15 protein-coding genes are annotated in these 13,223 nt (G+C 52.8%); 6 read left to right on the forward strand and 9 right to left on the reverse strand.

Going from position 1 to position 13,223, the window contains the following annotated elements; all coding sequences use genetic code 11:
• Positions 1–147 precede the first annotated feature (147 nt).
• Positions 148–1,329: a nitrate regulatory protein NasR gene (gene nasR, locus WHR59_RS13640; RefSeq protein WP_338843152.1), complete on the reverse strand. Its 1,182-nt coding sequence runs from the start codon at positions 1,327–1,329 to the stop codon at positions 148–150.
• A 73-nt stretch (positions 1,330–1,402) separates the two neighbouring features.
• Here nasR and WHR59_RS13645 point away from each other — a divergent pair, with 73 nt between their 5' ends.
• Together WHR59_RS13645 and WHR59_RS13650 are read left to right on the forward strand one after the other, a co-directional pair.
• Positions 1,403–1,756, forward strand: coding sequence for a DsrE/DsrF/TusD sulfur relay family protein (locus tag WHR59_RS13645; protein ID WP_047410733.1), 354 nt, complete (start codon positions 1,403–1,405; stop codon positions 1,754–1,756).
• Between the two features lie 262 nt (positions 1,757–2,018).
• Complete coding sequence (locus WHR59_RS13650) at positions 2,019–2,264, forward strand: DUF1883 domain-containing protein (RefSeq protein ID WP_003020763.1); 246 nt, start codon at positions 2,019–2,021, stop codon at positions 2,262–2,264.
• A gap of 54 nt (positions 2,265–2,318) precedes the next feature.
• Here the strand turns inward: WHR59_RS13650 and WHR59_RS13655 are convergent, their stop codons facing one another.
• A complete protein-coding gene (locus WHR59_RS13655; protein WP_016156738.1) occupies positions 2,319–3,014 on the reverse strand; it encodes a gamma-glutamylcyclotransferase in 696 nt (231 codons plus the stop codon).
• A gap of 196 nt (positions 3,015–3,210) precedes the next feature.
• Positions 3,211–3,441 carry a putative cation transport regulator ChaB gene (gene chaB / locus WHR59_RS13660; protein ID WP_043016118.1) on the reverse strand — a complete coding sequence of 77 codons (231 nt, stop codon included), beginning with the start codon at positions 3,439–3,441 and terminating at the stop codon, positions 3,211–3,213.
• 276 nt (positions 3,442–3,717) lie between these two features.
• On the opposite strand from chaB, the gene chaA reads away from it, so the two are divergent.
• A complete protein-coding gene (chaA, locus tag WHR59_RS13665; protein WP_003020769.1) occupies positions 3,718–4,818 on the forward strand; it encodes a sodium-potassium/proton antiporter ChaA in 1,101 nt (366 codons plus the stop codon).
• A 115-nt stretch (positions 4,819–4,933) separates the two neighbouring features.
• Here chaA and kdsA read toward each other — a convergent pair whose 3' ends face one another.
• Genes kdsA through hemA form a run of 6 tightly spaced genes read right to left on the reverse strand, consistent with a single transcriptional unit; the run spans position 4,934 to position 10,238 of the window.
• On the reverse strand, positions 4,934–5,788 hold the full coding sequence (gene kdsA / locus WHR59_RS13670; RefSeq protein WP_003020772.1) for a 3-deoxy-8-phosphooctulonate synthase: 855 nt from the start codon (positions 5,786–5,788) through the stop codon (positions 4,934–4,936).
• 35 nt (positions 5,789–5,823) lie between these two features.
• Positions 5,824–6,633 (reverse strand): invasion regulator SirB1, encoded by an 810-nt coding sequence (gene sirB1, locus WHR59_RS13675; RefSeq protein WP_003020775.1) that lies wholly within the window; start codon positions 6,631–6,633, stop codon positions 5,824–5,826.
• 2 nt (positions 6,634–6,635) lie between these two features.
• Entirely contained in the window at positions 6,636–7,028 is a 393-nt protein-coding gene (sirB2, locus tag WHR59_RS13680; RefSeq protein ID WP_043016117.1) for an invasion regulator SirB2, read from the reverse strand.
• Complete coding sequence (gene prmC / locus WHR59_RS13685) at positions 7,025–7,858, reverse strand: peptide chain release factor N(5)-glutamine methyltransferase (protein ID WP_075146267.1); 834 nt, start codon at positions 7,856–7,858, stop codon at positions 7,025–7,027. Before prmC ends, sirB2 begins: the two co-directional genes overlap by 4 nt.
• Complete coding sequence (prfA, locus tag WHR59_RS13690) at positions 7,858–8,940, reverse strand: peptide chain release factor 1 (protein ID WP_003020786.1); 1,083 nt, start codon at positions 8,938–8,940, stop codon at positions 7,858–7,860. The genes prmC and prfA overlap by 1 nt, the downstream gene beginning before the upstream one ends.
• Before the next feature lie 41 nt (positions 8,941–8,981).
• Positions 8,982–10,238, reverse strand: coding sequence for a glutamyl-tRNA reductase (hemA, locus tag WHR59_RS13695; protein WP_003833420.1), 1,257 nt, complete (start codon positions 10,236–10,238; stop codon positions 8,982–8,984).
• A gap of 211 nt (positions 10,239–10,449) precedes the next feature.
• Between hemA and lolB the strand changes: the two genes are divergently transcribed.
• The 3 genes from lolB (at position 10,450) to prs (ending at position 13,135) form a co-directional block, all read left to right on the forward strand.
• Positions 10,450–11,073, forward strand: a complete 624-nt coding sequence (lolB, locus tag WHR59_RS13700; protein ID WP_286524652.1) for a lipoprotein insertase outer membrane protein LolB — start codon at positions 10,450–10,452, stop codon at positions 11,071–11,073.
• Positions 11,070–11,921 (forward strand): 4-(cytidine 5'-diphospho)-2-C-methyl-D-erythritol kinase, encoded by an 852-nt coding sequence (gene ispE / locus WHR59_RS13705; protein ID WP_286524650.1) that lies wholly within the window; start codon positions 11,070–11,072, stop codon positions 11,919–11,921. Before lolB ends, ispE begins: the two co-directional genes overlap by 4 nt.
• A 266-nt stretch (positions 11,922–12,187) precedes the next feature.
• On the forward strand, positions 12,188–13,135 hold the full coding sequence (prs, locus tag WHR59_RS13710) for a ribose-phosphate diphosphokinase (protein ID WP_001518537.1): 948 nt from the start codon (positions 12,188–12,190) through the stop codon (positions 13,133–13,135).
• Positions 13,136–13,223: the final 88 nt, after the last annotated feature.

Below are 13,223 nucleotides of genomic sequence, written 5' to 3' on the forward strand. Positions count from 1 at the left end.
CCGCCGTTGGCCTGCTGCTAAATTGTCTGTATGAGTGAATGCAATTCAGATGCCAGAATTACACTGACAGTTTTAGCGGGTTCAACGCGTAGCAGACGCCGTGGTGCACCCAAATATGGCAGCCGCTGCCCGCCCGTTGTGCAGCCGCTATCCCTGCATCAGGGATTTGACGGTAAGCAGTGCCCGGGCGATATCCACCATCCGTTGGTTTTTATCCATCGCCATTTTTCGCAATAGCTGCCACGCCTGTTCTTCGCTGACCTGCTGGTGATTCATCAGGATGCTTTTTGCTTTATCAATCACCTTGCGCTCCTCTAAGGCGTCCTGCAATGAGGCCAACTGGGCGCTCATCTGTTCCAACTGGCGAGCCTGCTGGCGAACAACCCACAATAATTGTTTATCCCGACGTAACGAAAGGGGTTCCTCAGCACGGTCATCAAGCCAGTTGTCGAGCGGCAAGGCAGAGGTTTCTTCTGCCAGCCGCCGCGCCACGGCGTTCAGCAACTCGGTAATCAGCATCTCTTCGAGATGGCGTAATTGTTCAAGGCGCTGCGTCTGTAGGGTAAACCAGCGTAGCGCGCTTTCACCGTTATCGAGTTGGGGTTGTCGCGTACAGGCCTGGCGTCGCAGTTGTTCGATCTCGCCCGATGCCTCGCACTGCTGACGAAAATGCTGCACCAGCAAAGGTGAAGCCAGGGAGATAAAGGTGTCAAAGCACGGCTGCTGCCCGTCGATTCTGTCCACCAGCTCCTGGCGCATCGGAGGATTAAACTCGCCCTGGGTAAAGCCAATGGCCCCTAATGCCCGCTCTTGCCCCACCAGTTCTTTACCCTGCATAAAACTGTACAGCGCTACCAGTCCACCTGCGACATGGGGATAATCGATGCTGTCGTTAAGCTGCGGTACAATACCCAGCAGATGGCGTAACATCCGGCTATAATGCTCCATCGCCTGCTGCGCATCGACAATCTGTCCGCTGACAGACTCACGCAGCGTCGTTAGCTGATCGAGACACCAGACGGTGCCAGCAATGCGGTGACACAACGCACTGCCCGCCACCGGCATAATGTGCTGGAAAAGGATATGCAGTTGCCGACACTCCTCATCCACCAGCGCCCGACTGGCACGGACCTCCCGATCATAAAGCGTACCTTGAGAACACAACCAGATATTGGATGCACCGCGTTCGCACTGTAGCATATGCACCAGATGGCTGATGCGTATCACCAGCTTACCGGACTGCGCCAGTTGGCGAAGCTGGGTGTTCTCAAGCTGGCGGGCATGGCGAAACCATTGCGTCGCGCCGAAATTTTGTGCATTTGTCATCATCTCTGCCCTCACCGATAACGGGTTATCCCTGAGGACAAGCAATATCCATGCCCCCCTGACAACAGGAGTAATAATGCAAAAGATAGTGATCGTCGCGAACGGTGCGGCCTATGGAAGTGAATCCTTATTTAACAGCCTGCGACTGGCTATCGCCCTGCGCGAACAAGAAGCGGATCTCGACCTGCGCCTGTTTTTAATGTCGGACGCGGTAACCGCGGGATTACGAGGACAGAAACCAGCGGAAGGATACAATATTCAGCAAATGCTGGAGATTCTGACGGCGCAAAATGTGCCAGTAAAACTGTGTAAAACCTGCACCGATGGCCGAGGCATAACGGAGCTGCCGTTAATCGACGGAGTAGCTGTCGGCACGCTGGTTGAACTGGCTCAATGGACTCTGGCTGCAGATAAAGTGCTGACCTTCTGATACACCGCTTTCAGGCCAGCACACTGAAAGTGTCGATAATTTCCGGATTTAATCGTAGATGGGCGCGGTTTCGTTGAACGTTAGCACGCCCTTTCAACCCTTTTGAGGGATTTTGTCACTTTTGTTTAATCGTTATGCCATTTTTTGATCAAAATCAGCATCCTGTGGCTCACCCTTTGGTGTTATGCCATGAGTGAAATGTGAACAACATCACGCAGCACTTTCGACAGAAAGTACGTTGTTTTCAAGAACGGGGTGAAAAATGGCATTAGTGAAGGCGAGTTTAAAGTTATTTGGTGGCGATACAGTGGTGGTGCGCTGTTCTGAGCGCTGTCATATCCATCTGATGAGCGAGAAAAATCACGTCAAAGACACGCAGTCCGATATTTTAAGCGTGCAGGATCGTGATAACGCATGGTTGACCGTGCCCTATACCGGCATCTGGAATGTGCTGATCGACAGCCACAGCCAGTCGCTCGAGCATTCGATAAGTTATATTGCAGCCTAAGCGTTAAATGCCCGAAGAGCGTCTGGCTTTCGGGCATACAGTTCCAGGCTGGAGTCAGGCAAACCCTGGTCGCATAACGCCTTCTGGCAGGTTCTCTCCCAACAATCGTTTGACCGTGATCACCAAATCGTTAAGACAATCATCCTGCATCCCTAACTTAACCAGCTCTTGTTCCAGCGAGAACAGATACTGGGCGTTAGTGCCTAAAGGTCCACTGGCGGCGGCAATCAGCGGCGCGATCACCTGCGCACGCGTGTCTGACTCAAACAGCGGGTGACGCGGATCCATAATAAAGACCAGCGCGTTCACCGTCCTGCCATCATCCAGCGCCAACTGACACCAGGTCGGCAGATAACAGCCGGTGATCATTTCTCGCTTCCACAGCAGCGAAAGCTCTTGTTCCAGGGATGCGTCCGGCAAGCGGTAGGCCACACCGGTGGTGCGTCCCCCTTCTTTCAGGGCCAGCATACGTCCTGGCTGACACGCCGTTCCTCGCCCCGCCGTCAGGCGCAGACAGAAAGCACGGTGCCAGCCGACTAACGTCCCGGTACAGGACTCTTCAAACTCTAAGGCCGGGTTCCACATCAACGATCCATAACCAAAGATCCACACCGGTCCATCATCTGGTCGGCAAGCGAGCGTGGCGGCCAGTGAGGCTGCACGTTGTTCCGCTGACCAGAGTAGTGATTCTTCAATAGCACCAAATGCCGTCTTACAGTCGGCATTCAATAAAAAATCACGCGTTAACACCTTACACCTCCGCCACTGCAGCTTCCCTGCGACAACTTTTTTGACGCCTTCCGGGCTTTTTTACTGCTCATTTTGAAACCAATAGCTGGACAATAGGCAATTCACCGCTCGCTTGCAAGCCAGCAACGGCGCGGCGTAGCACGATTCGCTAACGCCTGATGCTGGCTAGTTCATAAAGGCATTATAATTGATACTGTTACGTCTTTTTATGCCATTTATCATCATCACCTTTTTGATAATCATTTTTGACCGCGGCCCACGCCACCTTGTGCGCCGTCTCTTCGCGGGTGGCATCATCACGACGGTCAGATTTATCTTTATACTGTTCCCAGGCGCTGTTGAAAGCTTCTTTGTAGATGTCCTGAGCATGGGCTGGCAGAACATGCTGCACGCTGTCAGGCAGATCGCTTTTAGATTTATACGGCATTGTGAACTCCTCTTTTTAGGCTAAACCTTAAGTGTGGTTAACAATGCGGCGATACGCCAACAAAAGACATTTTTAGAAACTTTCTTCATCTAACCTTCTGTTAATTAAACAGTCTATAAACAAAGAATTTGTTTTTGACCGCTTTGAGAGGAAAAATCAGCGATGTAGTAAAATTTCGTAAAATGTCACCTACAAAACCAGGTTTTCTGTTATTTTTTACATTCTTTAATACTTTTTATAATTATAAATACCTGCAGAGATGGAGAAATTAGTTCAATGACACAAGTACATGAGGCGGTAAAAACCCGCCACAAGGAGACCTCTCTCGTCTTCCCGATTTTGGCGCTGGTAGTACTGTTCTTCTGGGGGAGCAGTCAGTCACTACCAGTGGTCATCGGTATCAATGCGCTGGCCCTTATTGGTATATTAAGCAGCGCATTTAGCGTTGTCCGTCATGCGGATGTATTAGCGCATCGACTTGGCGAACCCTACGGGTCGCTGATCCTCAGCCTGTCCGTTGTTATTCTTGAAGTCAGCTTAATCTCCGCATTAATGGCGACTGGCGATGCTGCGCCTACGCTCATGCGCGATACGCTATATTCAATCATAATGATCGTAACCGGCGGTCTGGTCGGTTTTTCTTTACTGTTAGGTGGTCGTAAATTTGCCACTCAGTATATGAACCTGTTTGGTATTAAGCAGTATTTAATCGCCCTGTTCCCGCTGGCCATTATTGTACTGGTGTTCCCAATGGCTTTACCGGGAGCGAATTTCACTACCGCGCAGGCGCTGCTGGTGGCATTAATTTCTGCGGCGATGTACGGCGTGTTTTTGCTGATACAAACTAAAACCCACCAGAGCCTGTTCATTTACGAGCATGAAGACGAGGGTGACGACGATGACCCGCATCACGGTAAACCGTCAGCCCACAGCAATATGTGGCACGCCGCCTGGCTTATCATTCATCTGATCGCTGTAATCGCCGTGACCAAGATGAACGCCAGCCCGCTGGAGACATTGCTGACTGAACTGAATGCCCCAGTGGCATTTACCGGTTTCCTGGTCGCATTGCTGATCCTCTCTCCTGAGGGTCTGGGCGCGCTGAAAGCGGTTCTGAGTAATCAGGTTCAGCGGGCGATGAATTTGTTCTTCGGTTCGGTGTTAGCCACCATTTCACTGACCGTTCCGGTCGTAACGCTGATCGCATGGGCAACCGGGAATGATTTGGTCTTTGCGCTGGGCGCGCCAGAGATGATTGTGATGGTTTCATCGCTGGTACTGTGCCATATCTCTTTCTCTACCGGACGCACCAACGTGCTTAACGGCGCGGCGCATCTGGCGCTGTTTATCGCCTATCTGATGACGATATTTGCCTGAAAAAAAGCCGGATACGACGCAATGCGTCTTATCCGGCCTGGAGTATGTTTCACTTCATTTCTTACGGTTTTGTCGGCCCGATAAGCGTTGGCGCTATCGGGCGGTCAAACCAGACTTAGTTCTCGGTATCCAGCTCGTCGAAGCTTTTCACCAGGTCATCAATCGCTTTAATCTGCGTCAGGAACTGTTCCAGCTTCGCCAGCGGCAGTGCGGATGGGCCATCGCATTTCGCATTGGCTGGATCCGGATGCGCTTCAATAAACAGACCTGCCAGGCCTACCGCCATACCGGCACGCGCCAGTTCGGTAACCTGCGCGCGACGACCACCGCTTGCTGCGCCAAACGGGTCGCGGCACTGCAGCGCATGGGTGACGTCAAAAATCACCGGTGAATTGCCGGAGACTTTCTTCATCACGCTGAAGCCAAGCATGTCCACAACCAGATTGTCATAACCAAAGTTCGCACCACGGTCGCACAGAATAACTTTATCGTTACCGCCCTCATGGAATTTATCCACGATATTACCCATCTGGCCCGGGCTTACGAACTGCGGTTTCTTCACGTTGATAACGGCACCGGTTTTCGCCATCGCTTCCACCAGATCGGTTTGACGAGCGAGGAATGCCGGCAGCTGAATCACATCCACCACGTCAGCAACAGGCTGTGCCTGGCTGGCTTCGTGAACGTCGGTGATCACTTTTACGCCAAAAGTCTGCTTCAGTTCCTGGAAGATTTTCATCCCTTCTTCAAGGCCCGGTCCACGGTAAGAGTGGATGGAAGAACGGTTGGCTTTATCAAAGGAGGCTTTGAACACGTAAGGGATACCCAGCTTTTGAGTAACGGTTACGTAGTGCTCACAAATGCGCATCGCCAGATCGCGGGATTCCAGCACGTTCATTCCGCCAAACAGCACGAACGGCAGGTCATTTGCCACGTTGATGTCGCCAATGCTAACCACTTTTTGTTTCATAGGATCGCCTTAAACGGTAGGTAAAGTGTCATTAATCAATGCAATACAATTTGCTTGTGCGAAATAGTATTAATCTGCGCACGAATCATTTCGCTGATCGGGTCTTCCGGACACTGTTCAACGAAATAACTTAAGTCGGTCAGCGCAACATGTTCACACTCGAGCTGCGCGTATATCAATCCGCGATCGCGTATTTCATACGGATCTTCGGGATTAAACTGTAATAGTGCTTCGCTGGCACGCAGCGCCAGCTCCATTTGCCGCTCTTCCATCAGCGATGATTTCAGCGTGTCGAGCAGCTTGCGGATGACTTCTGCATTATCCGCCTCATCCAGGTCTTCGTTAAACAACTCCGCGACCGGGCTGATATTCCCCTTCAGCCATACTTCCAGCGTGTGCTCATTCAACGTTTCGCCATTGAACGGATTGATTAGCCACATTTCGCCATCGAGCGATTCGATACGCAGGATAAGTTGTGTCGGGAAAATCACCGGCACCAGCGGCAGTTCCAGCCGGTTGGCAATCCACAATAAGATCGCCCCCAACGACACGGCGCTGCCCTGACGATTTTTCAGTACCTGATCAAGCCATAATGCATCAGAAAGACGATAGACGCCGTGGGTATCCGTAAACCCCCATTCGCCATAAAAAAGTGCCAGCAGTTTTTCCAGTTGCTCATCCTGAGACAGGAGCTGGCTAATTTCTTCTTGCGCCAGACTGACCAGACGTTCCAGTTCGTCATAGACAGTTTGTGTTGGAAAATCCAGACGGATAGACTCCGACGCCAGGATCATCCCATCACACAATGGCGCTTTATTAAATTCGAAATCAGCTAACGACCTCATGCTTACCCCAGTAACGGTATTTTTGTGGTGGCGAGTTTAATGATGATGTACAGCACCACCAGCGCCAGCGGAAATGCGATTAATCGCGCCTGCTGACTGCGCGCCCGACGATAATCGAGCGCAATAAAACCCAAAACGATGTAAATGATAACCCCAAACAGCTTTTCAGTCAGCCATGTCCCGTGCTCAGTGAATGGCAGGATGTGCGCTTTAACCATTAACGCCACGCCGCTGAGTAATAAAACGGTATCCACAACCGGCGGCACAACGCGCGTCCAGCGCGCGCAGGCAAGACGCGAGTCGGTGTAACGCCACCAAAAACGCAGCGTCAGCAGACCAACAGAAAGCGCAATGCTGATGAGATGGACGTTGAGTAACACACTGAAAGTATTCATGATGGGATGCGTCCAAGCGTAATTCGCTCGTTGCCGCCATAGTCACGGCAGGTTTCAACCGCCTGATAACCCGCCCGAGTAAAGGCGTCGCGGACTGCCTGTCCCTGCTGCCAGCCATGCTCCAGCATCAGATAGCCCCCGGGCGTTAACACATGCTGAGACTGGTCAATGATGTGTACGATATCCGCCAGTCCCTGATCGCCTGCCACCAGTGCCGACAGCGGTTCAAAGCGAACGTCGCCTTGCGCCAGGTGAGGATCCTGCTCGTCGATATACGGCGGATTGCTGACAATCATATCAAACCGCTGTCCCTGCAATGCACTGAACCAGTTGCTTTGCAGCACGCAAACATTGTCGATGCCCAGATGCTGTTTGTTGCGAATGGCCAGCGCCACGGCATCCGGCATACGATCGACCGCCGTCACCGCACAATCCGGACGCTCGCTTGCCAGCGCCAGCGCAATGGCGCCCGTACCGGTTCCCAAATCAAGAATACGACTCGCTGAGACCGGCAGGCGAGCCAGCGCCTGCTCCACCAGACACTCGGTATCCGGACGAGGGATAAGCGTCGCCGCAGACACAAACAGCGGCAGCGACCAAAACTCGCGCACGCCGGTAAGATGTGCCACCGGCTCACCCCGCTGACGGCGTTCCAGTAATGTGTCGAGTTGCTGACGCTGCGCCTCGGTTAACACCGTTTCGCCGAAAGCCAGAATAAAGGTGCGACCCTTACCGGTAACAGACTCGAGTAAAATCTCGGCGTCACGGCGCGGGCTTTCGCTTGCCTGTAATTGGCTTATCGCTTCACGCAGCCAGTGCTGATAATCCATTAATCCTGCTCGGACAACGCCGCCAGTTGGTCGGCCTGGTATTCCTGGACAATCGGCTCAATGAGCATATCCAGTTTACCTTCCATCGCTTCATCCAGACGGTAGAGCGTCAGGTTAATGCGGTGATCGGTCACGCGACCCTGCGGGAAGTTATAGGTACGGTTACGATCGCTACGGTCGCCGCTACCCAACAGATTGCGTCGTTCAGAGGCTTCCGCCTGTTGACGTCTTGCCACTTCGGCGGCACGAATTCGCGCCCCCAGCACCGACATCGCTTTCGCTTTGTTCTTGTGCTGCGAACGTTCGTCCTGGCATTCCACTACGATACCGGTCGGTAAGTGGGTAATACGGATTGCGGAGTCGGTGGTGTTAACGTGCTGACCGCCTGCGCCTGATGAGCGGAAGGTATCAATACGCAGATCGGCCGGGTTGATGTCCGGCAGTTCGGCATCCGGTAATTCCGGCATAACCGCGACCGTACAGGCAGAGGTGTGAATACGGCCCTGTGATTCCGTCGCAGGTACGCGCTGAACGCGATGGCCGCCGGACTCAAATTTCAGTCGCCCGTAAACGCCTTCACCGCTAATCTTGGCAATGACCTCTTTAAACCCGCCATGTTCGCCTTCGCTGGCGCTCATGATCTCAACCCGCCAGCGACGGGACTCAGCATAACGGCTGTACATGCGGAACAGATCGCCGGCAAACAGTGCGGCTTCATCACCACCAGTTCCCGCACGAACTTCGAGGAAGGCGTTACGTTCGTCATCGGGATCTTTAGGTAACAGCAGAACCTGCAGATGTTGCTCCAACTGCTCGCATTTCTCTTTTGCTTCACGCAGTTCATCCTGCGCCATTTCACGCATTTCAGGATCGTCGAGCATCATCTGAGCCGTTTCGATATCTTCCTGAACCTGTTGCCAGTCCGTAAAACAGCGAGATACATCGCTTAATTGCGCATATTCACGCGACAGTGCACGAAAGCGGTCCTGGTCTGCGATAGTACCCGCATCACCGAGCAGCGCCTGAACTTCTTCATGGCGTTCATGCAGGGCTTCCAGTTTGGCAACGATAGAAGGCTTCATAGGCGTAAATGCACCCTGTAAAAAATAAGATTGGTGTGCTGCTACTCCAGCCCGAGGCTGTCGCGCAGAATATTCAGGCGTTCACTATCCCCGTCACGGGCAGCCTGTTGAAGTGATTTGGTTGGTGCATGGATCAGGCGGTTGGTCAGTTTCCAGGCCAGATCCTGCATAATGGCTTGCGCATCACCACCCTGTTGAAGAGCAGCCAACGCTTTGGCGGTCAGTTCATCACGAATTTGTTCTGATTGACTGCGATACTCGCGGATAGTGTCGCTTGCGCCCTGGGCACGTAACCAGGCCATAAACTCGCTGGCTTCCTGCTCCACAATCGTTTCGGCTTCCACGGCCGCCGCTTTGCGCTGGGCCAGGTTATGCGAAATGATGCTTTGCAGGTCGTCTACGCTGTACAGATAGGCGTTAGACAATTTACCCACTTCCGGCTCGACGTCACGCGGTACGGCGATATCCACCAGCAGCATAGGTTGATTACGACGATTTTTAAGCGCGCGTTCTACCATTCCTTTGCCGATAATCGGCAACGGGCTGGCGGTAGAACTGATAATAATATCAGCATCCTGCAAACGCGCGTCGATATCACTCAGTGAAATCACCTCAGCGCCGACTTCATCCGCCAGCACCTGCGCACGCTCACGCGTACGGTTGGCGATGATCATCTTCTTCACTTTGTGCTCACGCAGGTGTCGCGCCACCAATTCGATAGTTTCGCCTGCGCCCACTAACAGCACGGTTACCGTGGAGAGCGATTCAAATATCTGTCGCGCCAGGGTACAGGCGGCAAACGCCACCGACACGGCGCTGGCGCCGATGTCAGTTTCTGTACGTACACGTTTAGCGACAGAGAATGATTTCTGGAACATGCGTTCCAGCGCACTGGCGTTCAGGTGGCCTTTTTGCGAATCCGCAAACGCTTTTTTCACCTGCCCCAAAATTTGTGGTTCACCGAGCACCAGTGAATCCAGACCGCTGGCAACACGCATCAAATGACTAACGGCGTCGTTGTCCTGGTGCCAGTACAAGCTGTTGCGCAGGTCTTCTTCATTGAGGTTGTGGTATTCGCACAGCCAGCGAACCAGCGCTTCTTGCAGGTTATCCTGCTCTTCAACGCTGAGATACAGCTCCGTGCGGTTACACGTCGACAACACCACCCCGCCCTGCACCATTGGCTGCGCGAGCAGGCTGTCCAGCGCCTGATCGAGCGTATCCGGCGAAAACGTTACGCGTTCTCGCAGCGATACAGGTGCCGTTTTATGGTTAATACCAAGCGCTAAAAGGGTCATGTGTGCGGGAATAGTACCAGCGTTGATAAGGTTAGACTGGGTGCATCATACAGGATGCGTGCGGTCAATAAAAGAGACTGACCCCTTTTGGAGTAATGGCTTAGTGCACAAATTTAAGCGATTTAAGATAACTTGAACGTAGACGATGTCTGATGGCGGCGCTAGCATTAAGAATTATAACTGCAACGTATCTCAAGGATTTGTCATCATTATGACCCTGCCCGATTTTCGCCTGATTCGCCTGCTGCCGCTGGCGGCCCTGGTTCTTACCGCTTGTACGATCAACGCGCCGAAAGGTCCCGGCAAAAGCCCCGACTCGCCACAGTGGCGCCAGCACCAGCAGGAAGTACGCGCCCTGAACCAATATCAGACGCGCGGTGCGTTTGCCTATATCTCCGATCAACAGAAAGTGTATGCCCGCTTTTTCTGGCAACAAACCGGACAGGATCGCTATCGTCTCCTGCTGACCAACCCGCTGGGTAGCACTGAACTGGAACTCAATGCGCAGCCGGGCAGCGTCGAACTTGTCGATAACAAAGGCAAGCATTACACCGCCGACGACGCCGAAGAGATGATTGGCAAACTGACCGGCATGCCTATTCCATTGAACAGCCTGCGCCAGTGGATCCTTGGTCTGCCAGGTGACGCCACCGATTACAAGCTCGATAACCAATATCGTCTGAGTGAGGTGAACTACAGCAAAGACGGTAAAAGCTGGAAAGTGGTCTATAGCGCCTACGACAGCAAAACCCAGCCCGCGATGCCGGCAAACATGGAACTGTCCGACGGCTCCCAGCGTATTAAGCTGAAGATGGATAACTGGATTGTGAAATGATGACCCATTGGCCCTCTCCGGCAAAACTGAATCTGTTTTTATACATCACCGGGCAGCGTGCGGACGGTTACCACACGCTGCAGACGTTATTTCAGTTTCTTGATTATGGCGACACGATAGATATTGCGCCGCGCGGCGACGGCGAAATTCGCCTGTTAACCCCGGTGGAAGGCGTTGCGCATGAAGACAACCTGATCGTCCGTGCGGCACGTTTGCTGATGAAGGTGGCATCTGAAAGCAATCGTCTTCCTCAAGGGAGCGGCGCCGACATCAGTATCGAAAAACGCCTGCCGATGGGCGGCGGTCTTGGCGGAGGCTCGTCTAATGCGGCGACCGTTCTGGTGGCGCTGAATCATCTCTGGCAATGCGGACTCTCGGTTGATGAACTGGCGGCACTCGGCTTAACGCTGGGGGCAGACGTTCCCGTGTTCGTGCGTGGCCATGCGGCCTTTGCCGAAGGCGTAGGAGAAATTCTGACACCGGTCGAGCCAGAGGAAAAATGGTATCTGGTTGCACACCCGGGAGTCAGTATTCCGACACCGGTGATTTTTAAAGATCCCGACCTCCCGCGTAACACGCCAAAAAGGTCAATAAAAACGTTACTAAAATGTGAATTCGGCAATGATTGCGAGGTTATCGCAAGAAAACGTTTTCGCGAGGTTGATGCGGCGCTTTCCTGGCTGTTAGAATACGCGCCGTCGCGCCTGACTGGTACAGGGGCTTGTGTCTTTGCTGAATTTGACACTGAGTCTCGTGCTCGCCAGGTGCTTGAGCAAGCCCCGGAATGGCTCAAAGGCTTTGTGGCGAAAGGTGTCAACCTCTCCCCATTGCATAGAGCGTTACTCTAAATCATTCGGGTTTCAGGAAGATGGCGAGATGACAAATCGCCAGGAGCATACAAAAGTATGTGACTGGTGCGAGAAATTGATGCCAACGCACATGAAACACGAAGGATAACGAGTAAGCCGGGCAAGCTGAGTTGCGGTGACAACGTCACCCTGTTCCAGACGTTGCATCGCGCTCTTTAATACACCGCATGGAGAGGATACTGCCTGGCCCGCACAGTTTTCGGCAGATTCTTTCCACCAATGGACGCATGCCTGAGGTTCTTCTCGTGCCTGATATGAAGCTTTTTGCTGGTAACGCCACCCCGGAACTAGCACAACGTATTGCCAACCGCCTGTACACTTCACTCGGCGACGCCGCTGTAGGTCGCTTTAGCGACGGCGAAGTCAGCGTACAAATTAATGAAAATGTACGCGGTGGTGATATTTTCATCATCCAGTCCACTTGTGCCCCTACTAACGACAACCTGATGGAATTGGTCGTTATGGTTGATGCGCTGCGCCGTGCTTCCGCAGGCCGTATCACCGCCGTTATTCCTTACTTCGGCTATGCACGTCAGGATCGTCGCGTACGTTCCGCTCGTGTACCGATTACCGCTAAAGTCGTCGCTGATTTCCTGTCCAGCGTTGGCGTTGACCGCGTCCTCACCGTTGACCTGCATGCTGAACAGATCCAGGGCTTCTTCGACGTACCGGTTGATAACGTATTCGGTAGCCCGATCCTGTTAGAAGACATGCTGCAGCTGAACCTGGATAACCCGATTGTGGTTTCTCCGGATATCGGTGGCGTCGTGCGTGCCCGCGCTATCGCTAAACTGCTGAACGATACCGACATGGCTATCATCGACAAACGTCGCCCGCGTGCAAACGTTTCTCAGGTGATGCACATTATTGGTGACGTAGCAGGTCGTGACTGCGTGCTGGTTGATGACATGATCGATACTGGTGGTACTCTGTGTAAAGCAGCAGAAGCACTGAAAGAACGTGGTGCAAAACGCGTATTTGCTTACGCAACCCACCCGATCTTCTCAGGTAATGCGGCAAACAACCTGCGCAACTCAGTGATTGACGAAGTCGTTGTCTGTGACACTATTCCACTGACTGACGAAATCAAAGCACTGCCAAACGTGCGTACATTGACCCTGTCGGGTATGCTGGCCGAAGCGATTCGTCGTATCAGCAACGAAGAATCCATCTCTGCCATGTTCGAGCATTAATCGAGCCCGGCTCAAAAACCCGCTGCGGCGGGTTTTTTTATCCTTTTTATTTATTTGTATGATTTATGCCAACTTCAACTATCGTTTT

This window comes from Citrobacter europaeus, assembly GCF_037482245.1.
In the GTDB taxonomy this organism is placed as follows: domain Bacteria; phylum Pseudomonadota; class Gammaproteobacteria; order Enterobacterales; family Enterobacteriaceae; genus Citrobacter; species Citrobacter europaeus.

Bases quoted from the DNA above. Each gene is read 5' to 3' on its own strand.
- nasR (WP_338843152.1), bottom strand. From the start codon at position 1,329: ATGATGACAAATGCACAAAATTTCGGCGCGACGCAATGGTTTCGCCAT.
- WHR59_RS13645 (WP_047410733.1), top strand. From the start codon at position 1,403: ATGCAAAAGATAGTGATCGTCGCGAACGGTGCGGCCTATGGAAGTGAA.
- WHR59_RS13650 (WP_003020763.1), top strand. From the start codon at position 2,019: ATGGCATTAGTGAAGGCGAGTTTAAAGTTATTTGGTGGCGATACAGTG.
- chaB (WP_043016118.1), bottom strand. From the start codon at position 3,441: ATGCCGTATAAATCTAAAAGCGATCTGCCTGACAGCGTGCAGCATGTT.
- chaA (WP_003020769.1), top strand. From the start codon at position 3,718: ATGACACAAGTACATGAGGCGGTAAAAACCCGCCACAAGGAGACCTCT.
- kdsA (WP_003020772.1), bottom strand. From the start codon at position 5,788: ATGAAACAAAAAGTGGTTAGCATTGGCGACATCAACGTGGCAAATGAC.
- sirB1 (WP_003020775.1), bottom strand. From the start codon at position 6,633: ATGAGGTCGTTAGCTGATTTCGAATTTAATAAAGCGCCATTGTGTGAT.
- sirB2 (WP_043016117.1), bottom strand. From the start codon at position 7,028: ATGAATACTTTCAGTGTGTTACTCAACGTCCATCTCATCAGCATTGCG.
- prmC (WP_075146267.1), bottom strand. From the start codon at position 7,858: ATGGATTATCAGCACTGGCTGCGTGAAGCGATAAGCCAATTACAGGCA.
- prfA (WP_003020786.1), bottom strand. From the start codon at position 8,940: ATGAAGCCTTCTATCGTTGCCAAACTGGAAGCCCTGCATGAACGCCAT.
- hemA (WP_003833420.1), bottom strand. From the start codon at position 10,238: ATGACCCTTTTAGCGCTTGGTATTAACCATAAAACGGCACCTGTATCG.
- lolB (WP_286524652.1), top strand. From the start codon at position 10,450: ATGACCCTGCCCGATTTTCGCCTGATTCGCCTGCTGCCGCTGGCGGCC.
- ispE (WP_286524650.1), top strand. From the start codon at position 11,070: ATGATGACCCATTGGCCCTCTCCGGCAAAACTGAATCTGTTTTTATAC.